24 protein-coding genes are annotated in these 26,187 nt (G+C 36.6%); 1 reads left to right on the top strand and 23 read right to left on the bottom strand.

Annotated features, from left to right (window positions below; translation table 11 throughout):
- Positions 1 to 10 precede the first annotated feature (10 nt).
- A complete protein-coding gene (locus LZ480_RS04045; RefSeq protein ID WP_241368096.1) occupies positions 11 to 691 on the top strand; it encodes a DUF4956 domain-containing protein in 681 nt (226 codons plus the stop codon).
- A 72-nt stretch (positions 692 to 763) separates the two neighbouring features.
- Here the strand turns inward: LZ480_RS04045 and LZ480_RS04040 are convergent, their stop codons facing one another.
- The 23 genes from LZ480_RS04040 to LZ480_RS03930 all read right to left on the bottom strand — a co-directional run bounded on the left by LZ480_RS04040 (position 764) and on the right by LZ480_RS03930 (position 26,186).
- On the bottom strand, positions 764 to 1,507 hold the full coding sequence (locus LZ480_RS04040; protein WP_241368095.1) for a 16S rRNA (uracil(1498)-N(3))-methyltransferase: 744 nt from the start codon (positions 1,505 to 1,507) through the stop codon (positions 764 to 766).
- 124 nt (positions 1,508 to 1,631) lie between these two features.
- Positions 1,632 to 2,570 (bottom strand): 50S ribosomal protein L11 methyltransferase, encoded by a 939-nt coding sequence (gene prmA / locus LZ480_RS04035; protein ID WP_241368094.1) that lies wholly within the window; start codon positions 2,568 to 2,570, stop codon positions 1,632 to 1,634.
- Positions 2,571 to 2,585: 15 nt separating this feature from the next.
- A complete protein-coding gene (gene dnaJ / locus LZ480_RS04030) occupies positions 2,586 to 3,707 on the bottom strand; it encodes a molecular chaperone DnaJ (RefSeq protein WP_241368093.1) in 1,122 nt (373 codons plus the stop codon).
- Between the two features lie 185 nt (positions 3,708 to 3,892).
- On the bottom strand, positions 3,893 to 5,740 hold the full coding sequence (gene dnaK, locus LZ480_RS04025) for a molecular chaperone DnaK (RefSeq protein ID WP_241368092.1): 1,848 nt from the start codon (positions 5,738 to 5,740) through the stop codon (positions 3,893 to 3,895).
- A 192-nt stretch (positions 5,741 to 5,932) separates the two neighbouring features.
- Positions 5,933 to 6,472, bottom strand: coding sequence for a nucleotide exchange factor GrpE (gene grpE, locus LZ480_RS04020; protein WP_241368091.1), 540 nt, complete (start codon positions 6,470 to 6,472; stop codon positions 5,933 to 5,935).
- Between the two features lie 23 nt (positions 6,473 to 6,495).
- Positions 6,496 to 7,539 carry a heat-inducible transcriptional repressor HrcA gene (gene hrcA / locus LZ480_RS04015; RefSeq protein WP_241368090.1) on the bottom strand — a complete coding sequence of 348 codons (1,044 nt, stop codon included), beginning with the start codon at positions 7,537 to 7,539 and terminating at the stop codon, positions 6,496 to 6,498.
- A gap of 305 nt (positions 7,540 to 7,844) precedes the next feature.
- On the bottom strand, positions 7,845 to 8,993 hold the full coding sequence (gene hemW / locus LZ480_RS04010) for a radical SAM family heme chaperone HemW (RefSeq protein ID WP_241368089.1): 1,149 nt from the start codon (positions 8,991 to 8,993) through the stop codon (positions 7,845 to 7,847).
- Positions 8,994 to 9,221: 228 nt separating this feature from the next.
- On the bottom strand, positions 9,222 to 9,548 hold the full coding sequence (locus LZ480_RS04005; protein ID WP_241368088.1) for a geranylgeranyl pyrophosphate synthase: 327 nt from the start codon (positions 9,546 to 9,548) through the stop codon (positions 9,222 to 9,224).
- Between the two features lie 519 nt (positions 9,549 to 10,067).
- The gene (locus LZ480_RS04000; protein WP_241368087.1) at positions 10,068 to 11,594 is read right to left on the bottom strand and encodes a methyl-accepting chemotaxis protein; all 1,527 of its coding nucleotides are present in this window, start codon (positions 11,592 to 11,594) and stop codon (positions 10,068 to 10,070) included.
- Positions 11,595 to 11,724: 130 nt separating this feature from the next.
- The gene (locus LZ480_RS03995; RefSeq protein ID WP_241368086.1) at positions 11,725 to 12,591 is read right to left on the bottom strand and encodes a 2-oxoacid:ferredoxin oxidoreductase subunit beta; all 867 of its coding nucleotides are present in this window, start codon (positions 12,589 to 12,591) and stop codon (positions 11,725 to 11,727) included.
- A 2-nt stretch (positions 12,592 to 12,593) separates the two neighbouring features.
- On the bottom strand, positions 12,594 to 14,327 hold the full coding sequence (locus LZ480_RS03990) for a 2-oxoacid:acceptor oxidoreductase subunit alpha (protein ID WP_241368085.1): 1,734 nt from the start codon (positions 14,325 to 14,327) through the stop codon (positions 12,594 to 12,596).
- Between the two features lie 444 nt (positions 14,328 to 14,771).
- On the bottom strand, positions 14,772 to 15,038 hold the full coding sequence (locus LZ480_RS03985) for a stage V sporulation protein S (RefSeq protein WP_241368084.1): 267 nt from the start codon (positions 15,036 to 15,038) through the stop codon (positions 14,772 to 14,774).
- Positions 15,039 to 15,149: 111 nt separating this feature from the next.
- Positions 15,150 to 15,872 (bottom strand): CpsD/CapB family tyrosine-protein kinase, encoded by a 723-nt coding sequence (locus LZ480_RS03980; RefSeq protein ID WP_305037308.1) that lies wholly within the window; start codon positions 15,870 to 15,872, stop codon positions 15,150 to 15,152.
- Positions 15,865 to 16,599 (bottom strand): YveK family protein, encoded by a 735-nt coding sequence (locus LZ480_RS03975; RefSeq protein ID WP_241368083.1) that lies wholly within the window; start codon positions 16,597 to 16,599, stop codon positions 15,865 to 15,867. The genes LZ480_RS03980 and LZ480_RS03975 overlap by 8 nt, the downstream gene beginning before the upstream one ends.
- Before the next feature lie 284 nt (positions 16,600 to 16,883).
- Entirely contained in the window at positions 16,884 to 17,564 is a 681-nt protein-coding gene (locus LZ480_RS03970; protein WP_241368082.1) for an acetyltransferase, read from the bottom strand.
- Positions 17,554 to 17,802 carry an acyl carrier protein gene (locus LZ480_RS03965; RefSeq protein WP_241368081.1) on the bottom strand — a complete coding sequence of 83 codons (249 nt, stop codon included), beginning with the start codon at positions 17,800 to 17,802 and terminating at the stop codon, positions 17,554 to 17,556. The genes LZ480_RS03970 and LZ480_RS03965 overlap by 11 nt, the downstream gene beginning before the upstream one ends.
- Positions 17,803 to 17,834: 32 nt before the next feature.
- A complete protein-coding gene (locus LZ480_RS03960; RefSeq protein WP_241368080.1) occupies positions 17,835 to 18,818 on the bottom strand; it encodes a 3-oxoacyl-ACP synthase III family protein in 984 nt (327 codons plus the stop codon).
- Entirely contained in the window at positions 18,819 to 20,126 is a 1,308-nt protein-coding gene (locus LZ480_RS03955) for a glucose-6-phosphate isomerase (protein WP_241368079.1), read from the bottom strand. It lies immediately after the preceding gene.
- A gap of 155 nt (positions 20,127 to 20,281) precedes the next feature.
- Positions 20,282 to 22,096, bottom strand: a complete 1,815-nt coding sequence (locus LZ480_RS03950; protein WP_241368078.1) for a CocE/NonD family hydrolase — start codon at positions 22,094 to 22,096, stop codon at positions 20,282 to 20,284.
- 311 nt (positions 22,097 to 22,407) lie between these two features.
- Complete coding sequence (rfbB, locus tag LZ480_RS03945) at positions 22,408 to 23,406, bottom strand: dTDP-glucose 4,6-dehydratase (protein ID WP_241368653.1); 999 nt, start codon at positions 23,404 to 23,406, stop codon at positions 22,408 to 22,410.
- 10 nt (positions 23,407 to 23,416) lie between these two features.
- A complete protein-coding gene (gene rfbA, locus LZ480_RS03940; RefSeq protein ID WP_241368077.1) occupies positions 23,417 to 24,310 on the bottom strand; it encodes a glucose-1-phosphate thymidylyltransferase RfbA in 894 nt (297 codons plus the stop codon).
- Between the two features lie 25 nt (positions 24,311 to 24,335).
- The gene (locus tag LZ480_RS03935; RefSeq protein ID WP_241368076.1) at positions 24,336 to 25,043 is read right to left on the bottom strand and encodes a WbqC family protein; all 708 of its coding nucleotides are present in this window, start codon (positions 25,041 to 25,043) and stop codon (positions 24,336 to 24,338) included.
- Positions 25,044 to 25,061: 18 nt separating this feature from the next.
- Positions 25,062 to 26,186 carry a DegT/DnrJ/EryC1/StrS family aminotransferase gene (locus LZ480_RS03930; protein WP_241368075.1) on the bottom strand — a complete coding sequence of 375 codons (1,125 nt, stop codon included), beginning with the start codon at positions 26,184 to 26,186 and terminating at the stop codon, positions 25,062 to 25,064.
- Position 26,187: the final 1 nt, after the last annotated feature.

Genomic DNA, 26,187 nt, shown 5'->3' with positions numbered 1-26,187 from the left:
AGATTTTATAATGAATGAGTCTTTAAATTTCCAAGATATAATAAAGAAAAGTGTTCTTTCTTTAGAGTCATTTACAAGTGTATCTTATATTGATATTTTCCTAGGTTTACTTTGCTCTTTTGCAGTCGGCATGTTCATTTTTTACGTCTATAAAATCTGTTTTCGAGGCGTTGTTTATAGTTATAATTACAATGTTTCCTTTGTTTTAATGACAATGATTACAGCCGTCATCATTATGACTATTAGTACAAATATTGTGCTTTCTTTAGGTATGGTCGGTGCACTAAGTATTGTACGCTTCCGAACTGCTGTAAAAGATCCGCTCGATATTGTTTATATGTTTTGGGCAATTGCTGCTGGTATTGCAATTGGTGCTGGAATGTACCCACTAGCATTAATTGGCTCTATAGCATTTGGTGCGACATTAGCATGGCTTTCAAAGAAAAAAATCCGTGGAGAAACATATTTATTAGTCGTTCAATACTCTGACACGGCACATGGCGATGTGAAGAAAGTATTAGCCAAATTAAATACGAAACTAAAATCAAAAACGGTACGTAGAGGATTAATTGAAATGACTGTCGAAATTCGTTTAGTAGATGATAATACGTATTTCTTAACCCTCATTGATAAAATCGATGGCGTGCATTCTTGTTCACTAGTCAACTATACAGGCGATTATGCACAATAATAAAAAGAGCTGTGTGAAAGTCAGATTCGAATCTGATTTATCACACGGCTCTTTTATTTTTTCAAAAACTCATTATTCAAATTCATAGGAAATAGCGGCTAATGCATAAAAAGGAGCGGTTTCTGCACGTAAAATACGTGGTCCTAGTGACATTGTTTGTGCTCCTGCCTCAAGCATTGCAGTTGATTCTTGACGTGAAATTCCACCTTCTGGACCAAAAATACATAAGATTCTCAGCTCTAGAGAAGTATCTAATACCTGTAACTTTTGCTTAAAGCTTGTACGTTCAGCTAATTTTGCATCTTCTTCATCGGCGATAAATACTGCGTCATAGTTTCCGAAAGTTTGTACCAGCTGCTTAAAGCTTACGGACTGAAGGATTTCAGGTATATGTGTACGATGAGATTGCTCTGCTGCCTCTTGCGCAATTTTCTGTAAGCGTTCTTGGTTTTTTTTTGCTTTTTTGTCATCCCATTTTACGATTGAACGCTCTGCCGCAAAAGGAACTAATGCATGCATGCCTAATTCTGTTGCTTTTTGTGCTATCAGTTCAAGTTTATCGCCCTTTGGTAACCCGCAAGCAATATCGACCTTTACTGGCATTTCAGGAGAGGGAATTGTTCGCCCTGTTTTTTTTGCTGTAACTTCTTGGTCGATTACTGTTATTTCGCATATGTTTGCTGTATTGTCATGAACGATAATGATTCCATCGCCAACGGACATACGCATCACTTTGCTAATATGCCTTGCATTTTCACCCGCAATAATAAATTCATTTTGCTCATTGTTTTGCTGCTCTACAAAATATCGTTGCATTAGTTTGTCATTCTCCTTTATACAAAAGCAACAGCTGTATAAAACAGCTGTTGCTAGAGTTTATCCCGCATTAAGAGACAGTTAAGTGGTGGATGAGAATCCCCCCACCAAGCAAAGTTTCACTTTATGGTCGGCGAGAAATAATCGCTACCCAGTCTTCCATCATTAATATTTCTTCAATAACAAAGCCTGAAGCTTTTAATGCTGCTTTTACATCGTCTTTTTTCGCGCCAATAATACCAGATGTCACATAAACGCCACCTGGTTTTACGATTGAAAACGCATCGTCCGTAAATGACATAATGATTTCTGCTAATATATTCGCTACGACAACATCTGCTGGTTCTTTTACCGTATCCAATAAGTTACCGTGGAATACTTCTACGATTGATTCCATTTTGTTTAGCTCAACATTTTCACGTGCTGCTGTAACGGCCACTTCATCTAAATCTAATGCATGTACGCTTTTTGCACCAAGCATCGCTGCACCAATTGACAGTACACCAGAACCCGTACCAACGTCTATTACTGTGTTCCCCTCATTTACGACCTTTTCAAGTCCTTGTAAACACATCACCGTCGTTGGGTGCGTACCTGTACCGAATGCCATACCTGGGTCAAGTTCGATAATCAGTTCATCTGTTGAAACAGGCTCATAGTCTTCCCATGTCGGCACAATTGTAAATCGCTCAGAAATTTTTACAGGATGGTAATATTGCTTCCACGCTGTAGACCAATCTTCATCATCTACTTCACACATTGTCAGAATGTTTTCACCGATATTAATATCAAAGTTCACAAGGTTGGCAATTGCAAGCTTAATTTCTTCGATTGTCTCCGATAGGAAGCTAGAGGCTGATAAATACGCTTTAACAACTACACCTGTTTTTGGGAAGTCCTCTGGATTTAGTGCATAAATCTCACCAAATTTATCGATTCTTTCTTTATCTAATTCTTTTGAATCTTCAATAACTACACCGCTTGCTCCGGCTTCATGTAAAATGTTCGTCACAGCATCAACAGCTTCATGCGTTGTTAAAATCGAAAGTTCTGTCCATTTCACTTGCAATCTCCCCTTTTAGTCACCTTTTATTTTTTTCTTAATTTTATCGAAAAGTGAGCTTCCATGTTCTTCAGGAATGTCGCCACTAATTTCTGCGAATTCACGTAATAATTGTTTTTGTTTTTCTGTTAGCTTTTTCGGAATGACTACTTTCACCACTACATACTGGTTACCTAGACCGTAGCCATGTACGTTTTTAACCCCTTTATCTTTCAAACGGAATTGTGCTCCTGATTGTGTACCTGCTGGAATTTTCAGCTTCACTTTCCCGTGAATTGTTGGGACTTCAATTTCATCTCCTAATGCAGCTTGTGAGAATGTTAAATTTAACTCATATAAAATATCGTCACCGTCACGTTCAAAGTATTCATGCTTACGAACAGAGAAAATAATGTATAAATCACCAGCTGGGCCATTGTTAAAGCCGGCTTCACCTTGACCCGCTACACGTAATTGTTGACCGTCATCCACACCTGCAGGAATTGTGATTTTAATTTTTTTCTTTTTCGTTACACTACCCGCACCACGACAAGATGTACATTTTTCAACGATGATTTTACCTGCACCACGACAACTTGGACATGTGCGTTTATTCATCATGCGACCAAATGGCGTATCCACCGCTTGGTTAATTTGACCTGCTCCATTACATTGTGAACATGCTTGTGGTTGTGTTCCAGGTTTTGCACCTGAACCGTGACACGTATCACACGCTTCTTCTTTCGGAATTTCAATTTCTGTTTCTTTACCGAATACCGCTTCCTCAAACGTGATGTTCATACGGAATTGTAGGTCATCGCCTTTGCGAGGTGCGTTTGGATCTTGGCGTCGTCCACCACCGAAGAATGAACTGAAAATGTCCTCGAAACCACCGAAACCACCGCCGCCTCCGAAACCACCACCACCAAAGCCAGCATTTGGATCTTCATGGCCAAATTGGTCGTAGCGTGCACGTTTTTGGTCGTCTGAAAGCACTTCGTATGCTTCTGCTACTTCTTTGAATTTTTCGTCTGCACCCTCTTCTTTGTTAACGTCAGGGTGATATTGTTTTGATAATTTACGATACGCTTTTTTAATTTCGTCTTTGCTGGCACCTTTGCTAATGCCTAGCACTTCATAGTAATCGCGCTTACTCATAGTCCACTCTCCGCTCTATTTACATAACGTCTATTTTAACATGTTAAAAAAATGATGTATACCATTTGATACATCATATTTTATCAATTACGCCTCGGCTAACTTGCTTCTGCAGAAGTAAGTTAATTATTAAAAGCCAAAGCCGCGAGCGGTCTTTGGCTTTCAATTAAATATGTGTACGTTGATTATTTATCGTCTTTTACTTCTTCAAAATCAGCGTCTACGATACTGTCGTCTTTTTTACCAGTGTCAGCTTGACCATCGAAGCCTTCAGCTCCACCACTAGCTGCTTGTTGCGCAGCCGCAGCTTGCTCATAAACTTTCATTACTAATGGTTGTAATACGCCTTCTAATTTTTCTTTAGCAGCTTTGATGCCTTCTAACTCACCAGCTTCTAAAGCAGCTTTTAACTCATCACGTGCATCTTCAACAGATTTTTTCTCATCTTCTGAAATTTGCTCGCCTAAGTCTGTAATAGTTTTGTCCACTTGGAACACTAATTGGTCTGCTTCGTTGCGAAGATCAACTTCTTCTTTACGTTTTGCATCGGCTTCAGCATTTGCTTCTGCATCTTTCACCATGCGTTCGATTTCTTCTTCTGTTAAACCAGAATCAGATTGAATCACGATTGTTTGCTCTTTTTGAGTACCTAAGTCTTTTGCTTTTACTGATACAATACCGTTCGCATCAATGTCGAATGTTACTTCGATTTGTGGAATACCACGTGGTGCTGCTGGAATATCAGATAATTGGAAGCGACCTAATGTTTTGTTGTCTGCAGCCATTGAACGCTCACCTTGTAATACGTGAATGTCTACTGCTGGTTGGTTATCTGCAGCTGTTGAGAACACTTGAGATTTAGAAGTTGGAATCGTTGTGTTACGGTCGATTAATTTTGTCATAACACCGCCCATTGTTTCGATACCTAATGATAATGGTGTTACATCTAATAATAATACGCCTTGTACGTCACCAGCTAATACCCCACCTTGTACAGCAGCACCCATTGCTACTACTTCGTCTGGGTTTACGCCTTTGTATGCCTCGTGACCAGTTGCTTTTTTGATTGCTTCTACTACTGCAGGAATACGAGTAGAACCACCAACTAAGATCACTTTATCTAATTCTGAAGCAGAAAGACCTGCATCTGATAATGCTTGGCGAGTTGGTACGATTGTACGCTCTACTAAGTCATGTGTTAACTCATCGAATTTTGCACGAGTTAAGTTGATTTCTAAGTGTAATGGACCTTCAGCGCCAGCTGTGATGAATGGTAATGAAATTTGTGCAGCAGTTACACCTGATAAGTCTTTTTTCGCTTTTTCAGCTGCATCTTTTAAGCGTTGCATTGCCATTTTGTCTTTTGATAAATCAACGCCGTTTTCTTTTTTGAATTCAGCTACTAAGTATTCAATGATTTTGTCGTCAAAGTTATCGCCACCAAGCTTGTTGTCACCTGCTGTTGCTAATACTTCGAATACACCGTCAGCTAACTCAAGAATCGAAACGTCGAATGTACCGCCACCTAAGTCGAATACTAAGATTTTTTGGTCAACATCTTGTTGATCTAAACCGTAAGCAAGTGCAGCAGCTGTTGGTTCGTTGATAATACGTTCTACTTCTAAACCAGCAATTTTACCAGCGTCTTTTGTTGCTTGACGTTGTGCATCGTTGAAGTAAGCAGGAACTGTAATAACAGCTTTTGTTACTTTTTCACCTAAGTAATCTTCTGCATAACCTTTTAAGTATTGTAAAATCATTGCCGAAATTTCTTGTGGTGTGTAATCAGTGCCATCTACAGTTACTTTATCATTTGTACCCATTTTAGATTTGATTGAGATGATTGTGTTAGGGTTTGTAACTGCTTGGCGTTTTGCTACTTCACCAACTTGTTTTTCACCATTTTTGAAAGCTACAACAGATGGAGTTGTACGGTTACCTTCTGGATTTGGAATTACTTTTGGCTCGCCGCCTTCTAATACTGATACGCAAGAGTTTGTTGTACCTAAGTCAATACCGATAATTTTGCTCATAATTCGTTTTCCTCCTATTATTAAAACACTACTGTGTTTATTTACAATTTATATTCAAATGTTGCCATACTTTGCTCTAAGCATGGCAAGAAAATTAACTCAAACTTGTTTGTGTTAATTTTCTTGCGACGAGGATAAGGGTAACTTGTTACGCTTACCACAGGAGCAAATGTTTTTTCCTCTTAAAGAATTTTATTCATTCACCGAAACCATTGATGGTCGTAGGACGCGGTCTTTTAGCTTGTAGCCTTTTTGTAGCTCTCGTAAAACTGTACCGGCTTCTTTTTCGCTATCTTGTTCTTGCATTACTGCTTGGTGGAAGTTTGGATCAAATGCTTCCCCTTCCGATGCGATTAATTCTAAGCCTTCTTTTTCGGTAGCAGCTAGTAATTGTTGGTAGACCATTTCTACACCTTTAAATAATGAAGTCGCTTCCTCTGATGTTACTTCTACTTGTAAAGCGCGATCTAAGTTATCTAACACTGGTAAAAGCTCTGTTAACAAACTTTGTGCGCGATACTTTTCTGATGCTTCACGGTCTAAACGATTGCGACGAGTTAAGTTATCGTAGTCAGCACGTAAACGTAAGTAACGTGCTTCTTCTTCTGCTATTTTTGCTTCTAAATCAGCAATTTTTAATTCGTTTTCATCTACAACAATTTCTTCTACTACTTCTGTTTCTGTAGTTGTTTCTTGTTGCAATTCTTCTGGTGTCTTTGTAGTTTCTGTCACTTCTTTTCCTCCTCGGATCTACATCATTTTTTCTGTTCGAAAAAGGCCTGTGATAAACTGTTGCGCATCACATCAAGTAACGTCACAACACGACGGTAATCCATGCGTGTTGGGCCGATAATGGCTATCGCTCCTTGCTGTTCTTGACCAACTAAAAACGAAGCGGTAATGACGCTACAATTTTCCATAGCCAAATGATTATTTTCTGAGCCTATGCGAATTTGAATACCCAGGTTGTTACTAATACGATAGTCTTGCGGATTAAATAAAGATTGCACTTGGCTGTCCTTATCCATTAAATCCATCAGCATGCGCATTTTATTCAAATCATGGAATTCAGGCTGATTTAACATATTCGTTTTACCACCATAATACACTTTGTTTTCCGATTGACCTGATGAAATGGATAGCAATGAGCGCACAACTGATTCCGATGCGTTTACATGCTGTTTCAAGACAGACAATGCCTCTGTTTGAAGTTTTATTGGCAATTCAAATAACGGAATCCCCACTAAGCGTTCATTTAAAATGTTCACGGTCTTTTCAATGTCAACTGGGCTAAATCCAGGTGGTAATGTTAATGTGCGATTTTCTACATGTCCGTTATCTGTCACTATAATGGCAACCGCAGTTTGTTCGGTTAATGGAACAATTTGAAATTTCTTTACACGGTGCTTAGCAACATCTGGACCAAGTAAAATCGTTGTATAGGTTGTTAGTTCTGATAAAATATTGGCCGATTCTTTAATTAGTTGTTCGGCTTCTAACATTTGTTTTTCAAATAGTGAGTGGATTTGTTCAACTTCCCCAGATGTAATAATCTGTGGTTGTAATAAATGGTCTACATAATAACGGTAGCCCTTTTCTGATGGAACTCGTCCTGAAGAAGTGTGCGTTTTTTCTAAAAAGCCTAATTCCTCTAAATCTGCCATCTCATTACGAATCGTAGCTGCACTATACGTAATGCCTTCCTTTTTAGATAATTGACGCGAACCAACAGGCTGAGCAGACATCACAAAATCATCTACAATCACTTGCAATATTTGTAACTGCCGATTTGTTAACATCTTTTTCACCTCTGTTAGCACTCGTTCAAATGGAGTGCTAATATATTATATAAATTAACAAATCCCTAAATTGATGTCAACGAAATCGCCCAACTTTTTTCAAATCTTTTTCAATCAATTACGCCTCAGCGTAATTGCGTCCAGATTTTTTTCAAGCTTGCTTGAAAACCCCTCTAAAAAATCTGTGACATCCGCCGGGGGCTTGGGCCAACACGATGTTGGTCACTTAGGCGTTGCCGCACGATGCGGCGTCCTTAGCCTAAGTTCCTTAATTCAGCCGGGGTTTGAATCTCGGCTGAATTAAGTCATTCATCTTCTATTAAAAAGCGTTGGAAAACTTCATTGCCAACAAAGCGACCTTTGCGTGTTAAACGTACTCCTTGCGCGTCTGTTTCTAACAAACCTTCCCGCTGTAACTTAGGAATCGTCTCTCCATATACCGAAGCCATTGACTGACCAAATTTTTGTTCAAACTCTCCATGCGTTACACCTGCTGATTTACGCAAGCCTAAAAACATTTGCTCCTCAAGCTTTTCATCTTTTGTAACACTATGCTCTTGCAATAAAGGGCGATGGCCTTCCATCACAAGTTCAATGTACTTTTTAATCGGGGCAACATTAGAATAGCGCACACCTCGTAAGTAGCCATGTGCACCCGCTCCAAAACCTGCGTATTCATCATTATCCCAATAGATTTTATTATGCGTTGACTCAAATCCTTCATGCGCAAAATTACTAATTTCATATTGATGTACACCGTGTGCTTCCATTGTGTCCATAAGCACACCATACATATCCGCCTCTAAATCCTCGGTCGGTAAGTTCAGCTTTCCTTTCGCATATTGAATGTAAAAAATCGTTTTCGGCTCAACGATTAATGAATACGCCGAATAATGCGGTAGCTTTAGTGCCAGTGCCTTTTCTAACGTATGTCGCCATTGCTCCATCGTTTGCCCAGGTAAACCGTACATTAAATCGATGCTAATATTCGTAAAGCCAACATCCTTAGCGTTTTGAATTGTTCTATACACATGCTCGTTAGAATGTGTACGACCAATTTTCTTTAGTAAATCTTGATCAAACGATTGTACGCCCATGCTTAAACGATTCACACCGCCGTTAAAAAGCGCCTGTAATTTTTCTACAGTTAATTCATCTGGGTTTGCTTCACTACTAAATTCTTTTACGTTCGACAGTGGAATATGTTTCGCAATAAGTGCTAATAATTTTTCAATTTGCGTAGCTGATAAAGCAGTCGGTGTGCCTCCACCTAAAAATATCGTTTCAACATTTACGAATGCTTCAGGCATTTGCTCAACCGTTAGCTCCATTTCGCGGCCTAGCGCTTCAATATATTCATCAACAGGTTGGTTTTTAAAAAACACCTTATTAAAATCACAGTAATTACAAATTTGATGACAAAAAGGAATGTGAATATATACACCTCTAGCCATTAAAATCACTTCCTTTAGAAAATATCTTAAATACTCTATCCATTATAAAGCAATGTCTAGTTAGAAAGCACATCATAGTCATTACCATTTCAAATTGCACTAGAAAAACACAAATTGTGCCCTAATAGCGCGATTTGATGTCTTTTTTAAATAGATTTCTTTGAAAAAATTGATACTCCCCTATTCACAAAAAAATACCGTACCCTTTTTGGAGTACGGTAAATATTATTATTGGGCAAACATCGGCTCTTGATTATTCATTAGCATAATTAAATCAATGGCATTTAACTGAGGCAATTTTTCACTAAAAGCTTTGGCATCTTCTACTGACTGGAATTGAAAAGCGTCAAGTTCCTTCATCAGTTCATATTGTTCTCCGATTAAGCGAATCATATATAATCGCACTGTAGGACAACATTGTTTCATTGAATCAAAGTTTTCCCCTGCAATAACAAGCCCGATTTCTGATGATGCTTCACCGACCACCGTTTCGATAATATGTAGTTCATCCAATACAAACCACTCTGGAACTATTAATTGAATTTGATTGTTCATAAAATTCATCCCCCTGATAATATGAAGTGTTATGCTACGTAAATTGTACGAGCAATGATTTTAAAACGTTTGAACACAATTAACTTTATTCTATTCCCTTGATCAGCAAACGACTAGTCATTCACAATTTTTAATGCAATATACACATGCGTATTTTACTATATATCAATTAGGTTTCGAATCCTTATTAACTAACGCATCTATAAAACAATTAAAACCATTTTACTACAATCAATAATTTAATAATAGCTTCAATTTTATAGCTACTTTTATAATTTACATATTTTTCTAGTTAATTATTCTTATGGAACTTTCACTTATTGAGTAGTATCATGACTTAATAATTATATAATATCAATTATCCCAATAAATTTCACTATTTTTTTAAAATTTTCATATTTTTTTGATAATATCCTTTTTCCCCACAAAGTAGATTAATTTCCTTGGGAATTATTAGATGTGGATTTATAACAGTAAAAAACTTCTGACGTATATAGTACCGTCAAAAGTTTTTGTTGTTTATACTTGGAATCGGTCCACTGCATGTGTCAATGAACGCATATTTTTTGCAATGCTGCGAATTTCATCAGATATTTCACTAGTTGATTGTTTTTGAAGTTCGACTTGCTGCTGAATTTTCTGCATAGACGCTAAATTTTCCTCGGAGCGACTGCTAAGTTCCACTGCACTATTTGAAACCTCGTGTGTATGGCTCACAATTTCGCCCATTACCTGTGCCATCTGTTCGATTTGCGGCCCAATTTGATGTACTTCATCGGTAATTCCTCTAAATTTATAGGCACTCTGCTCTGTATATTTTGCCCCTGTCATAACACTTTTCATGGCCTGTTCCATACTTTGCGATGCCTCAATTGTGCCCTGCTGTATGTCTTTAACAATCGTAGCAATGGAATTTGTAAAGCGCTTCGATTGTTCTGCTAGCTTGCGTACTTCCTGAGCAACAACCGCAAAGCCTTTACCATGCTCCCCAGCGCGTGCTGCTTCAATGGAGGCATTTAATGCTAGTAAATTTGTTTGATCGGCAATTTCATGAATAATATGGACCGCCTGTGATATTTCTTGTGACTGCTCCTTTAATTGCATTAACTTGTTATTAGATTGTCCCATCGTATGCTCAATCGAATGCATTTGTGACAAATTTTGCTCTACTAGAATTTCGCCATCGGAAGCTTTATAAACGGTTGTTTGAACAACACGCTCGATTTCATGCATTCGTTGCGAAATTTCTTCAACACCTGCTGCCACTTGTTGAATCGATGCTGTATTATCTGCAAGCTGTGCCGTTGCATAATGTAGCGAGCTTGTCATTACATCTGCATTTGACGCAATATGCACCGCGCCTTTAGTAATCTGCTCAAAATTATAGGTTAATTCTTGATTGGCCCCTGTTGCTTCACTTGCCCCGTGACGAACCGTTTTTAGGAGCTCCTTCATATCCGCAATCATTAAGTTGTAGTACTTCGTTGTTTCCCCTAGCTCATCGCGTGCACTATAGGTTGCATATTTTGTTAAATCCCCCTGCTGTGCAAGCTTAAATAACCGCTTTAACTCACGGGTCGGCTTGTTAATCGATTGAATCGCTTGAAAGCCAAAAAATAAAATGAGCGCCATTAAAATAACAGAAATGCTTACAATTAACCGATAGCCAAATGCAATATCCTGCTCGTGGTTTTCGAGTTGCTTTTGCGCACGTTCTAATATATATGTATTGATTTCCACAAGTAAGCTCGGTGATGGATTTGCAGATACTTGCTTGATGTAATGCTCCATCTTTCCATCAAACGCAATGGATTTTAATTGTTGCCGCGTTTCATCAGAAATGGAATTTGTTGTTTCAACTTGCAGCATTACTTCCTGTAACACCTGTGTCGCTAGTAATTTTTCATGATACATACTCGCGGTTTCACGCTCCATTTTGCGTAAATAATCCAAGCTAAAAACGGTTAATATGATATTCGATAAAATACAAATAATCATTAAAACTGCTAGTCGATCTTTTACTTTCACTGCTTTATAAAAGCGCACGGCACTTTACCTCTTTACATTTATTTTTAATTATTACTATAGGAAATTTGTGTAAAGAGACTTTAGGAGAATTGTTAATTCCTTGTAAATGAAAAAAAGCACAGAGCGAAGATGCCCTGTGCTGTAATGATTACATAAATTCTTTTACTAATTTATCGAATTGCACTTCTGATAAGCTAATATCGATATCCGTTAATGGTAATTCCGAATAACCTTGGATTTTTTCTTGATATGATTTTGTTTCAGTATCTTGATAAATAATCCCTGTTACTAAACCTTCATGCTTCATAACTGTTTGCATAGCTTGCTCACGATTTGAATTGTCATAGCCTTCAATATCTGCTAATTTCGTTAAATGCTCCTTAAACCATTCATATGTGTTCACTTTGTTGTACGTTACACATGGTGAAAATACATTAATGAACGAGAAGCCTCTATGATTTAAGCCTGCTTCGATTATAGCTGTTAATTCTTTAATATCCGTGGAGAAGCCTTGTGCCACAAATGTTGCGCCGCTTGTAAGTGCAACTTCTAATGGTTTTAATGATGGCTCAATTGCCCCACCTGGCGTTGATTTCGTAATGAAACCTGCTGCTGAACGTGGCGATGTTTGTCCCTTTGTTAAACCGTAAATTTGGTTATCCATTACTACGTACGTAATGTCGATGTTACGGCGAATTGCATGGATTGTGTGTCCCATACCAATTGCAAAGCCGTCACCGTCACCACCAGAAGCGATTACTTTTAAATCTTTATTGGCCATTTTTAAGCCTTGTGCGATTGGTAATGCTCGACCGTGAATCCCGTGGAAGCCGTATGAGTTAATGTAACCTGAAATACGACCTGAACAGCCGATACCAGAAATAACAGCTAACTCATTTGGCTCGTAACCTACGTTTGCTGCTGCACGTTGAATTGCTGCTTGTACGGAGAAGTCACCACAGCCTGGGCACCAGTTCGGTTTTACTGAATTTCGGAAATCTTTAAATGTTGCCATGATTAAATTTCCTCCTTCACTAAGTTTGTTAATTCACGTGGCATAAATGGTGTACCATCGTATTTTAAAATCGATTTTGTCTTCGCGTGACCACCGATATTCATTTTCATAATGTTTGCTAATTGACCAGTTGCGTTGTTTTCCACCACAATAACTTTTTTCGCCTTGTCCATTAATGCCGTCATTTCCTCTGAAGGGAATGGATGTACTAATTTAATGTGTGCGTGGTTCGCTTTTACGCCTTCTGCATTTAACGCTTCTTGCACTTCTTCTAATGCACCGCGCGTTGAGTTAAAGCCTACTAATAATACGTCTGCATCTTCATGTGGCGCGTTTACGTATACTGGATTGTCAAAGCGTAAATGCTCTAGCTTGCGCATACGTTTATCCATTTGTGTACGACGGTTGCCCGTTGCTTCAGATGGCTTCCCTGTTTCATCATGCTCTACACCTGTTACGTGGTGAATACCACCTTTTAAACCTGGTAATACACGAGGAGAAACACCATCTGCTGTGTTTTCATAACGTTTGAAGTAATCTTTTGATTCTTCATCTTCAACCGCATCGACAATTTTACCGCGACGGATTTCAATTTTGCTGTAATCAAATGGCTCAACTGTTTGTTTACCTAATGCTAATTGTAAATCGGTCATAACGATAACCGGTAATTGTAATTCCTCTGCGATGTTAAATGCTTGGATTGTGTCGTAGAATGCCTCTTCCATTGTAGATGGTGCAATTACGACTTTCGGAATTTCACCATGCGTACCGTAAATCATCGCCATTAAATCCGATTGCTCTTGCTTTGTCGGTAAACCTGTTGATGGGCCACCACGTTGCGTATCAAAAATAACTAACGGTTGCTCTGTCATACCTGAAAGACCGATTGCTTCCATCATAAGTGAAAGACCAGGACCTGCTGATGCTGTAAATGCACGAACACCACCATAGTTAGCACCGATTGCCATTGTTGCTGCTGCGATTTCATCTTCTGTTTGAATAACCGCACCGCCCACTAATGGTAGCTTTTTAATCATGTATTCCATAATTTCAGAAGCTGGTGTAATTGGGTAAGCTGCCATGAAGCGTGAACCTGCTGCAAGTGCGCCTAATGCTGCTGCATCATTCCCAATCATGAACATACGGCGTTTACCGTCTGCCGGCACTAATTCCCACGCGCCCACACGCTCGCCGATTTGTTCAGCAATCGCTGCACGACCACGTTGAATCGCCTCGATGTTTTTCGCAACGACTTCTTCACCTTTACGACCAAAGATTTCATCTACTACACTTTGGAATACTTCTTCATTTAAGTTTAAAAGTGCTGCAGTTGCCCCAATCGCCACCATGTTTTTCATTAATGACGTACCTAGTTCTGCTGCGATTTCTGTAAATGGTACTGCATATAGAGGTGCTATAGAGTCCTCTGGGTTTGTTGGATTAAATTTTGCATCAGCTAAAATGATGCTTGATGCTGTTAATTCTTTATAGTTCACGTCGATTGTTTCTTGATCGAACGCCACTAAAATATCTAAATCGTCCGCAATCGAACGTACTTCTGTTGGACGAACCGTAATTTTATTATTCGTATGGCCACCTTTAATACGAGAAGAGAAATGACGGTAACCGTATAGGAAATAACCTAAACGATTCATTGCCATTGAGAAAATTTCGCCTGTACTCTCGATCCCTTCACCTTGTTGCCCACCGACTTTCCATGAAAGCTGATGTAACATATCAACATCTCCTTAAGTTTTCTAATTATATAAATAAATAAAGTAATAGATATACTTTATTAGGTAGCTGGATAACAGCTATGTAAACTCCATTACACCTCTATGCATGGTTGCCAAAGGCTTAACTGCATTCATGGAAAGGACCAATGAATTTAGTTAAATTTCCTTCATTAGTTTAACATGAAGTGTAAGTTCCTACTATTGCAAATGTCATAAAGCGTAAAAAAATCAGACCTTTGACGGAAGGTTTTGTACACAAATCAGTTTGAAATCAATTTTGTTAAGTAGTGAAACGAATTTATTTTGATTTTGTTCCTTAGCAATTTAAAAGATGACGGAATAAAATTATTGGCGGGTCACTCAAAAAAAGTAGGCTGGCGCGTAAAACCCCAAAATAAAAAACACTCACGCAAGTTTGTTTCATTTGCGTAAGTGTTTGTTTATTTATCGTGATCTTTTTTCAACGAGTAATTTTAACGCCGTTCGATCTTCCCCTGCAATAGTAATGTCTGCGAAGGCTGGTGCACAAATCAGATCCGTTCCACTAGGTGCCACAAACCCTCGTGCAATGGCTACAGCTTTAATTGCTTGATTGAGCGCCCCTGCACCTACCGCTTGCATTTCTGCAAAGCCCTGTTCTCTTATGACCGCCACGAGTGCTCCTGCAACAGAATTAGGATTAGAACGAGATGATACTTTTAATGAATCCACAGCTATTTCCTCCTCATCTAGTACTGCTTTTTAGACAATTTTTATTGCCTGTACGTCATTGTATGCGGTATGATTATACTTTAGAATCCGAAAATTATACTCTTCAGAAAATTATTCACCGAAACTATATTCGTTATAATAGTGCTGATGTTTTGGGGTTACATAATTATTTAAAACTACTCCTATAATGATTGATTGAGAATTAGACAAAATGACATTCGCTTTTCGAACAGCTTCCTTTTCGACAACACCTGTATTAACGATTAATACGGTGCCATCGCATTTATTCGCCAAAATTTGCGCATCCGACACAGATAATAATGGGGGTGCGTCAATAATAACGATGTCAAAATCTCTCTTCACATCAAGAATCAACGCATCCATCGATTTTGAAGAAAGTAATTCAGCTGGATTTGGTGGAATAGGACCACTTGTTAATACATGAAGCCCAAAAATAAATGTCTCTTGTATCGCCTCGTTAATAGTAGCCTTTTTTGCAATTACATTAGATAACCCTACTTTATTGAAGGTTTTAAATGTGTGATGCAAAGTCGGTTTTCGCAAATCCCCATCGATGATCAGAACCCTTTTCCCTTCCTGCGCAAATACAACCCCTAAATTTGCAACATTAGTGGATTTTCCTTCTCCTGGAGTAGACGAGGTGACCAAAATCGTTTTTAATTCTTGATCTGGCATAGAAAATGTGATGTTTGCACGAATCGTACGAAATTGCTCTGAAATAATTGATTTCGTATCTGAAAAAGTAATTAAATTCCGAGCTAATTTTGATAACATTAACTGTTTTTTCTTTTTTTTACTTCTCAACCTAATCATTTTCGCTCCTCCTAACGCTACGTGATTTAAGGGAAATTTTCTTTTCTTTTTTTTCAACAATTAAGCCAACTATACCTATGACAGGTAAACCATAATGTTCTTCGATGTCTTTCTCGCTTTTTATTGTTGTATCTAAAATTTCAAGTAGAATTACAATACTTACCCCCAGCATAAGACCAAATACTGCCGCAATAAAGATATTTAAAATCTTATTGGGTCTTACAGGAATAGGGTTATCACTTAGTTTTGCTTCTGATAAGATTGAAATATTATCAACTCTCATTAGCTCTGAAACTCTTTCTTTAAACACTTCTGAAATCGTATTTGAAATTTCCACAGCACGTGACGGATCTGGATCTAATACACTGATATTTACAACTTTTGAATCACTCTCATTCGAAACTGAAATTTGTTTAGATAACTCTTCCGGGGTTACATCTAATTTAAGTTCTTCAATTACAGGAGTTAAAATAGCTGTATTTGTAATGATGACATTATACGTATTAATTAATCGCAAATCCGTTTCTATTGATTGCCATGAATATGCATCACTAAGACTACTTTGTTGATTTACTAAAATTTGTGTTTGTGCCTGATAAATCGGGGTTAATAAATAAAAACTAATGCCTATACTAATTCCAACACTAATAACTACTAAAGAAATAATAAGTAACAATCTTTTTCTAATTATTTTTATGACTTCTTGTAAACTGATTGCTTCTCCCAATTATATTGCCCCCTTGAGATACATTTACTAGGTTTTTCACAGTAATATATGGTTGATTTCAGTGATGGCTGAGGCCAACATGAGGTTGGTGTCAAATACGTGGCCACAAGACGTGGCAGTTTTAGCATTTTACTAAAAAAACCCCAAAGCATTAAACATACTTTGGAAATTTGATTCATAATGTTTGTTAAGGCAATGGCATAGCTCTAAAGATGGCGACATGCTTGATTAGTTTGAAATTAAGTACGAGCTTTCTCTCTTCTTCATACCTTCGAGCATAATGTTTACTCCGCTTCTATTTCATAATATCTATAGCTAGTTATAGCCATAGATTTTGCTGGATTTCCCGAGTAAATATATCCTTCTTTTGTATTTTTATTGACTACTGCTCCAGAAGAAATGAAACAATCTTTTCCTACTTTAATCATGTCATTTATAGTACTGTTTATACCTAAAAAGCAACTCTCTCCTATTTCAGATCTACCCGCTATCACCACATGGGAAGTTATAAAACTATTGTCTTTTATAATCGATCGATGCCCAACATGATTGCCGCTCCACATAATTACATTATTCCCTACTTCAACATGATGCTGTAAGACATTGTTTTCGAAAATAAAGGTATTTTCACCCACCTTTACATTTCGCCATACGAACGCTTTTGAGCTAATATATGAAACAACTTTATAGCCTTTATTTTTTACTTCATTATATAATCTAGTTCTAAGTCTATTTAATTTAGTACTATTAATAGCAACAAAAGCTTTATATTGCTCGGGTGAATACCATTGATCGATTTCCTCAAAAGGAATAACAGGTAAACCATACAATGTTTCCTTCACAAGATACTCTTTTTCAACTGCAAACGCTACGACACGATAGGGAGAATCATAAGTAAAATATTCATATGCTATTTCGGCAAATTCTCCATCACCAATTAATAGTAGCAACTCTTCATTTTTCATAGGCTGCTACTTGTAAATACGGCTTCACTATATTTACTACATCTTGAAATGTTTCAGTATCTCGAAAAATCTCTATAGGTAGTGTAGTATTAAACTTCTCATCACAATACGAAACCAAATCCATTCTTGTTAATGAGTCCCATTCTTCTATATTGTCTAAACGAGTATCCATTGTTAGCTTACCTTCTTTTATTTCTAAAATCTCTTCACATAATGCTATAAATTCTTTTAGATTCATCCAATAGCCCCCCGCATATAGATATATTGTTACTAACGTATTCTTATTGAGCAAACGCCCCAAGATAACCCTACTCCAAATCCAACTAATAAAACTTTGTCCCCGTTTTTAATATGTCCAATTTCAATTTCTTTTTGTAAGGCTATTGGGATTGTTGAAGATACCGTATTACCACAATCATTCAATTGGATGGAAAATTTATCTTCATCAATATTTATCCTTCTTCTTAAAGCCTCTAACATATATCTGTTCGCTTGGTGAAAAATAAAGTAATCATAATCATTCAAGGTTGTATTTTCTTTCTTTAACAAATCGGCAACCGCTTTCGGTACTTCCCTCATAGCAAAATTAAATACTTCTGATCCATTCATATACAAATTACTTCGCGTTCTAATATTGCCTTTTTCATCTTCAAATTCCAGTAAAGCTTCAGAATCCATCGGCTCTCTAGACCCACCAGCAAATATAATTAACTCTTCAGCCCCACTACCATCCGTCCCAAATACAAATGGACCAAGATTTCCACTATCAGAAGATTCAGTAATCAAAGTCGCTGCGGCTGCATCACCAAATAATATGGATGTGCTGAAATCATTTTCATGGATAAATTTACTGTAAGTATCTGCTGTTAATAGTAAAACATTCTTTGCTTGCCCGCTTTCAATTAACCCTTTAGCAAGAGATAGGCCATAAACAAAACCAGAACACCCTAAATTAAAATCGAGCGCACCACAACTAGTTGGAAGTTTTAATTTCTCCTGAATAATGCATGCGGTTGTAGGCAAAATATAATCTGGAGCTTGCGTACAAAATAGCAAAAAATCGATTTCACTCTTTTTACAAACACCCTTTTCAAACAATTTTTCAGCAGCTTGTATCGCCAGGTCTGAAGCTGTTTCATCTTTATCTGCGATATATCTAGTTGAAATTCCAATTTTCTTTGTTAATTTATTGTTAGGGTCATTAGCAATTTGATTTGTAGGAAAATGATATTCTATCGCCTTTATTGATGTCATTTACATTCCAACTCCATATTCATTCTTAAAATTATCAATTTGCAATAATTGGAGCATTTTCTTTTTATAGGCTTCAACACCTGGTTGATCAAAAGGATTAACCTGTAAAAGATAAGCACTCATCGCACATGCTTTCATGAAAAAATAAATAAGGTACCCCAAATGATAGGCATCCAACCGCTCTAATTCGAGTTGGATGATCGGAACCCCTCCATCTGCGTGGGCCAAAGCCGTACCTTGCTTAGAAATTGCATTGATGTTATTAAAGCTTTGATTCGCTAAATAATTCAGGTGATCATCGTTTTGATCATCAAATGGCACTTGATAATCAAACAGGATCTCCTTGAAATGAAGTAATGTTTCAAAAACAATTGGGCTGCCATCTTGTATGAACTGACCAATTGCATGTAAGTCGGTCGAATAGCTAACTGAAGCCGGAAACAATCCCTTTTTATCTTTTCCTTCACTTTCACCAAATAATTGCTTCCACCATTCATGCAGTTTTGCTAGACACGGTTCGAACGAGGCTAACAGTTCAATTTTATAACCATTTTTGTAGAGCGCTTGTCGTATAACTGCATATCGATATGCTTCGTTTTGCTCGAGATTTTCATTCTTTAAAACAGTTGCAGCTTTTTTTGCACCTTCTAGTAACTTTTCTATATCAACACCCGCAACAGCAACTGGTAATAGTCCTACCGGTGTCAGTACGGAATAGCGACCACCAATATTCGCTGGAATTACGAATTGACGGTAACCTGTTTTTTTTGCAATTTTGTTTAATAATCCGTTTTCAGCATCAGTTGTGACGATAATCCGATTATATGCTTCATCTCCATATCGTTTCTCCATATATTGTCGAAATACACGAAAGGCTAATGCAGGCTCCATTGTTTTACCAGATTTCGAAATAACATTCACATACACTTCCTTATGTTCAAGACTATTTAGTAACTGCCTTATATAAGCACCACTCATATTTTGCCCAACATAAATAACTTCAATGCCATTCGTACAATCACCAAAATAAGGAGTTAATGCGTCTTGAATAGCTTTTGCACCTAAAAATGAGCCACCTACCCCAATAACTACTAATACATCAGCCGCTATCTTAATTTCATTTGCGATACGTTGAATCGATTTCACCATTTCTATATTATTTTCTATTGGGGAATTAAGCCAACCTGTCATTTCACTATTAGCTCCTTCTAAATGGCGATGGATTGCTGCTACCGATTCAGTATAATCTTCCCACTCAATTTGTATTAAGGATTCATTTAAAATACCGGTTTGGAGTAATTGAATCATCAAGTTTCCCCTCGTTTCATAAGTTTAATAAATTCATCATTACTACAATGATTAGGGTTAATTAGTTGATTAATTGATGCTAAAAATAGTTATCGTAATATTTTTGGACTTTTCTATTATATGATTCGGCATTTACGTTAATTACTAATAAATAATTATTGTTTTTTTATGACTGGAAGGGTGATGTGTGATAGATGTTCTGGGCCTATATGAACTGCATTTTCCGCTATCACAAAATCTTCCTCTGAATCCACGCCAAGTGGATTGCCAGTATTTGAGTTTCGGTCAAATCGTGGGAAATTGCTACTTGCTACAGCTACTCGAATTCTATGCCCCTCATTAAATACATGACTTATTACATGTAAATTGATTTCTATTTCATACATTTTCCCCTTTTCCATAAATACTTCTCTATCTAGACCTTCACGGAATCGCATTCGTAATGCCCCTTCATTTAATAAATTGGAAGTGCCATCGGGTGATACATCCGTTAATTTCACAGTGAAATCAGTATCAATGGCATCTGAAGAAACATATAAGGTAGCTAAAACAGTGCCTCCTATTTCTAATGGTTCTGTTAACGGCTCTGACGTATATGTTAAAGAATGTTTTTCGGCAGGGCGTTGATCTAATGGTCCTAGCCCCAATTCGCTAAATAAATTTCTTCCCCCAATTGTGATAATTGGGTTTTTAGGGTCATATCTAAATTGATTTTTTGCTTCTAAAAGTGGCTCTTCATTCGACAATAACGAATCATTTATCGACGTTGCACTGTTGCTTTTTTCATTATTAAAGTACCATTTTACTTTTTCTACATCTGCAACAGGCCATACCTTAGTCGTTCTCCATTCATTAGCCCCAATTGTATAATACTTAATGGGGTCTTCCTCCATCACACCTGTATCGATATCTTTTAGCCAGTAATCAAACCAGCGTTCCATCTCGGTAATTAAATAGATTTCATCACCTTCAAAGAAAGCACTATCTCCATCTAAACCGTTCTGTCCAAAATCTTGATGTGTCCAAGGACCCATAAGCAGCTTTTGGTTTCCTTTTGCTCCCTTTCCGCCAAATTGCTGCAGCCCTAGATAGTTTTTCATCGTCCCTTCTAAAAAGGTGTCATACCAACCTCCAAGATGATAAATTGGGATTTTTATATTTGAGAAATTAGAAGGAATATCATAATAATCATAGTATTCATCCTGTATATAGTGTTCAAAAATTGAAGTAAAAGATGTATTATCACTTAAATAAGGAAAACTATTAAGTGGTGTATGCAAAAATAGATCCGGAAACTCCTTATTGGCATCCACTATTTTAGAATATGTTTCTTCGTCAATTTTTCCTTGCTGCAGCATTTTTATTGAATAAGCAGAGTTTATAAAATACATCCACCGTGTAGCAAGTTCATGTCTATAAATTCCACCTTCCGCAAGAACTTCCTCATAAAATTGAGACGGAGCCATTTGAACGAAGGCAGCTTTCAATCCAGGAGGGTTCGTAGTAGCTAATAAATTTGCTGTCATACCAAGTGCAGATGTTCCAAAAACGCCTACTTTTCCATTGCTCCATGTTTGCTTGTTTAGCCAAATGACCGTTTGATAACCATCAGATGCATCATCCTTAAACAATCGCCATTCCCCTTCAGAACTATGTAAGCCTCTTACATCTTGAATAACGACTACATATCCTTTTTCAGCCATTCTTATTCCAAGTTCTCGGTAATCCCCCTCCTCTTTACTGCCAAATGCCCCACTATAATATGTAGTTCTTGCTAGTAATACGGGATAGCGGTTATTATCATCTGGGCGATATACACGGGAAGCTAGTTTTACTCCATCATTCATTTCAATATATATATCTTCAATAACAATATCTTTTGCACTTTGTCCTTCTTCCTCTGAACAAGCACTTAGAATTAATGTTAAAAATACAATAATTGACATTAGGATTTTTTGATTAGATATCATATCGGCCCCCTACTAAATTTGCTTGAAAATGATTATAAACGTTATTGCATCTATATCTAAATTTGCTTTAGATATAACGTGAATTCATAAACCATTAACTAAATCTACAGGTCTACTAATGTAAAATATAATTTAGTACTAATATTTAATATTCAAATTTATTAAATTTCATTCGTAATAATAGAAAAACTTTCAAATTAAATATATATTTTACTATACAAAAGGCACCTCCTATAGTAGATTACGGGAGATGCCTAGTATATTATATGCATTATTTAATTTTGGGCTTACATAAGGTAGTTATAAATTTTTTACAACATGTGTAAATTCCTACTATTAATTTGTTCTATCCACACTTTGTTCTCAACATACCATTTGATTGTTTGGTCAATGCCCGACTCAAAAGTAAATTTTGGCTTCCACCCTAATTGTTCTAATTTAGATGGATCAATTGCATAACGTTTATCATGCCCTAAACGATCCTCAACAAATCCGATTAGTTCTTCAGATTTCCCTAATGCTTGAATAATTGTTTTCACCACTTGTAAGTTCGTTCGCTCATTATGACCACCGATATTGTATACCTCACCATCGACGCCTTCGTGCAATACTAAATCAATAGCCGCGCAGTGATCAAACACATGTAACCAGTCTCGGATATTTTGACCATCTCCATAAACAGGTACCTTTTCATTATTCAAAACTCGACTAATTGTTAAAGGTATTAACTTTTCAGGGAAATGGTACGGTCCATAGTTATTCGAACAGCGCGTAATATTGATAGGTAATCCATAAGTGTGGTGAAAAGCTTGTACCAAAAAATCTGAAGATGCTTTACTTGCGCTATAGGGGCTATTAGGTTTTAATGGTGTTTCTTCGGTAAAAAAAGTTGTTGGGTCAAAATCCAATTCCCCGTATACTTCATCTGTTGAAACGTGAACAAATTTTGTAATCCCTACATTCTTTGCCGCCTCTAATAACACTTGTGTACCTAACACATTAGTTTGAACAAAAATACCAGGATCTCTAATAGAGCGGTCCACATGACTTTCCGCAGCAAAATGGATGACAAAATCAAATCGTTCTTTTTCAAATAACTGCATGATTTCCTGAAAATCTGTAATATCTGCCTCTATAAAATGATAATTTTCCATGGGTTCTATTGCAGAATGCTTTGTTAAATCACCTGCATACGTCAGTGCATCCAAATTATAAATTTTGTAGTGAGGGTAATGTTCTAATAGATAATGAATAAAATTACCGCCGATAAATCCAGCCCCACCAGTTACCAATAGCTTTTTCATATAAATTAGCCACCTTTTAGGATACAGTTTCAATTGATACGTCGAAAATTTGTGCCAGATCCATTAAATATTTCCCATAATCTGTTTTCATAAGTGGTTCAGCGAGTTTTATTAGCTCTTTTTTTGTAATGTACCCTTTTCGATAGGCAATCTCTTCTATACAAGCAATATACAAACCTTGACGTTTTTGAATTGCCTCAACAAAATTGGAAGCTTCTAATAGGGATTCGTGTGTACCAGTATCTAACCACGCTAATCCACGCCCTGCTAGCTTTACAATCAGTTCATCTTGATGCATGTATTCCTCTAATATAGAAGTGATTTCTAATTCACCTCGTGAAGATGGCTCAACACTATTTGCAAATTGTACAACTTTATTATCAAAGAAATATAAACCTGGAATCGCATAAGATGATTTAGGTTTTTCAGGCTTTTCTTCTATTGAAATGGCATTGTGCTGTTCATCTACTTCTACCACACCATAAGCGCGAGGATCATTTACATAACAGCCTATAATAATACTGCCTTTTGTTAAAGAAGCTGCATCTTTTAATAACACCGATAAGTTGGAACCGTAAAAAATATTATCTCCTAAAACTAATGCAACAGATGAGTTACCGATAAAGCTTTCTCCAATAATAAATGCTTCGGCCAGTCCATTCGGATTTTCTTGAACAGCAAATTCGAATTTCATACCTAGCTTACTACCATTTCCTAAAAGCTCTTTAAATCCTTCTATATCACGCGGGGTAGAAATAATTAAGACCTCTCTTATTCCAGCTAGCATTAATACAGATAGTGGATAATAAATCATCGGCTTATCATAAATGGGTAGCATTTGCTTTGATATTGATTTAGTTAAAGGGTACAACCTAGTTCCTGAACCCCCTGCTAACAAAATTCCTTTCAACTACTATTCACCTCGTAAATTATTATTAAATTTCTTCATAACTTAGCAACATTTCTTGTATTTCATCAACACTATTAAACATCATTACATCCAGAATAGATAAACCAGGAACAAAAGTTTCATAATTTTGAACATAATTATTTAAAATAGGGTTAATAAATTTTATTTCTATACTTTCTTCTTTATATTTATCTATATCAAAAAATAAAATGCCTCCCGGAGCGTTAATATATGTTTTCGCATCTAGTGCCTTACATATATTTAGCCCCCATTCGTCAGGAGCCGTAGCATCTTCATATTCAAAATTAGATTTTGATAATGACGTTATTCGACAGCTTATGTTTAAATAATTACAAGTTTCCTTCAATAAACGGACATTTAACTCGCTTAAATTTGAAAATTCTTCACTTAAACAATTTTCCACAAATGCAATAACTTCTTCCGTATATGGAGCATTTTTATAATACTGTTGTAAACGATTAATGATTGATTGTTTCCAGTTCTCCTTGTTATTAATTAAAATATCTTTTATTAATGTATTTGATTTGAATTTTTGAATAGGAACATTTATATAAGTAGGGGTTCCCTCTGGATGAAGAATCCTATTTCTATTAATCCATCCCTTTTTTATATACTGTACGGTATCAAAAACGATAAATTCGTCACATAGATTCATTAATTGAAAGTAACCAATATAAGGAAAAAAGTATGGTTGCATAAGTACTAACTTCAAGTTTTTACCTCCGACACGTCAATAAATATTTAATTGATTTAGTACTAACTTAGTTTTTATAATTTTACAAATTCGATCGACATCATCTAAATGCAAATCTGCATATAGTGGGAGTGTTAAGATTTTTTCTGAAATTAGTTGTGCGATTGGAGTGTAATTTGGGGCGAATTTGGATTGGTAGCATTCTAGTTGGTTGGTTAATGGATAAAAATATTTTCTTGTATAGATGTTGTGTTTCATTAAATCATGATGAATTTCGTCTCTTGAAATTTTTTCACTATCAAAAAGCACTGGGAAGTAAGAATAATTGCTAATGACACCTTTCGCAATACGTGGCAATACAATACCCACAACATCGCTCAGATTTTCAAGATATCTTTCATAAACTAATCTTCTTTTTTCAATTTCTCGCTCTACATTTCTAAGATTACATAGACCCATTGCTGCCTGGAATTCATTCATTTTTGAGTTGCCACCAATGTATTCTACAGTTTCAGGTCCAGTGATACCAAAGTTTTTATATGCTTCTATGACATTTTTTAGGTTGGAATCTTTAAATGTGAGAGCCCCACCTTCAATTGTATTAAAAACTTTTGTAGCATGAAAACTGAACATCGAAGCATCGCCAAAATTGGCAATACTTTCTCCATTTACAGTGACACCAAAAGCATGGGCAGCATCATAAATCACTTTCAAATTATATTTTTGTGCAATCCGCTCAATCTCTTTAACATTACATATATTCCCATATACATGAACAGGCATAATAGCGGATGTTTTTTCAGTTATAAGACTCTCTAAATTATCCGTTTGCATTGTATAATCATTAGGATTAATATCCGCAAAAACGGGTGTTAATCCACTTCTTACAATGGCGTGAGTAGTGGATGCAAACGTAAATGGTGTGGTTATAACTTCTCCTTTTAGTTGGAAAACTTCTAGAATATACTCCAATGCTAAATGGCCATTTGTAAATAGCGCAACATTTGAAACTACTAAATAATCAGCTAATTCCACCTCTAATTGATTGTGCTTAGCCCCTTGATTAGTCAACAATCTACTTTCCCATAAATCTTTTATTTCTTCTATATACTCATTTAAAGTCGGCATTGAGGAACGTGTTACTTGAATAGGTATGTCCATA

It is taken from the genome of Solibacillus palustris (assembly GCF_022549215.1).
In the GTDB taxonomy this organism is placed as follows: Bacteria; Bacillota; Bacilli; order Bacillales_A; family Planococcaceae; genus Solibacillus; species Solibacillus daqui.
Note: the sequence above shows the minus strand (reverse complement) of the source record. Positions and strands in the feature narration are given on the sequence as shown.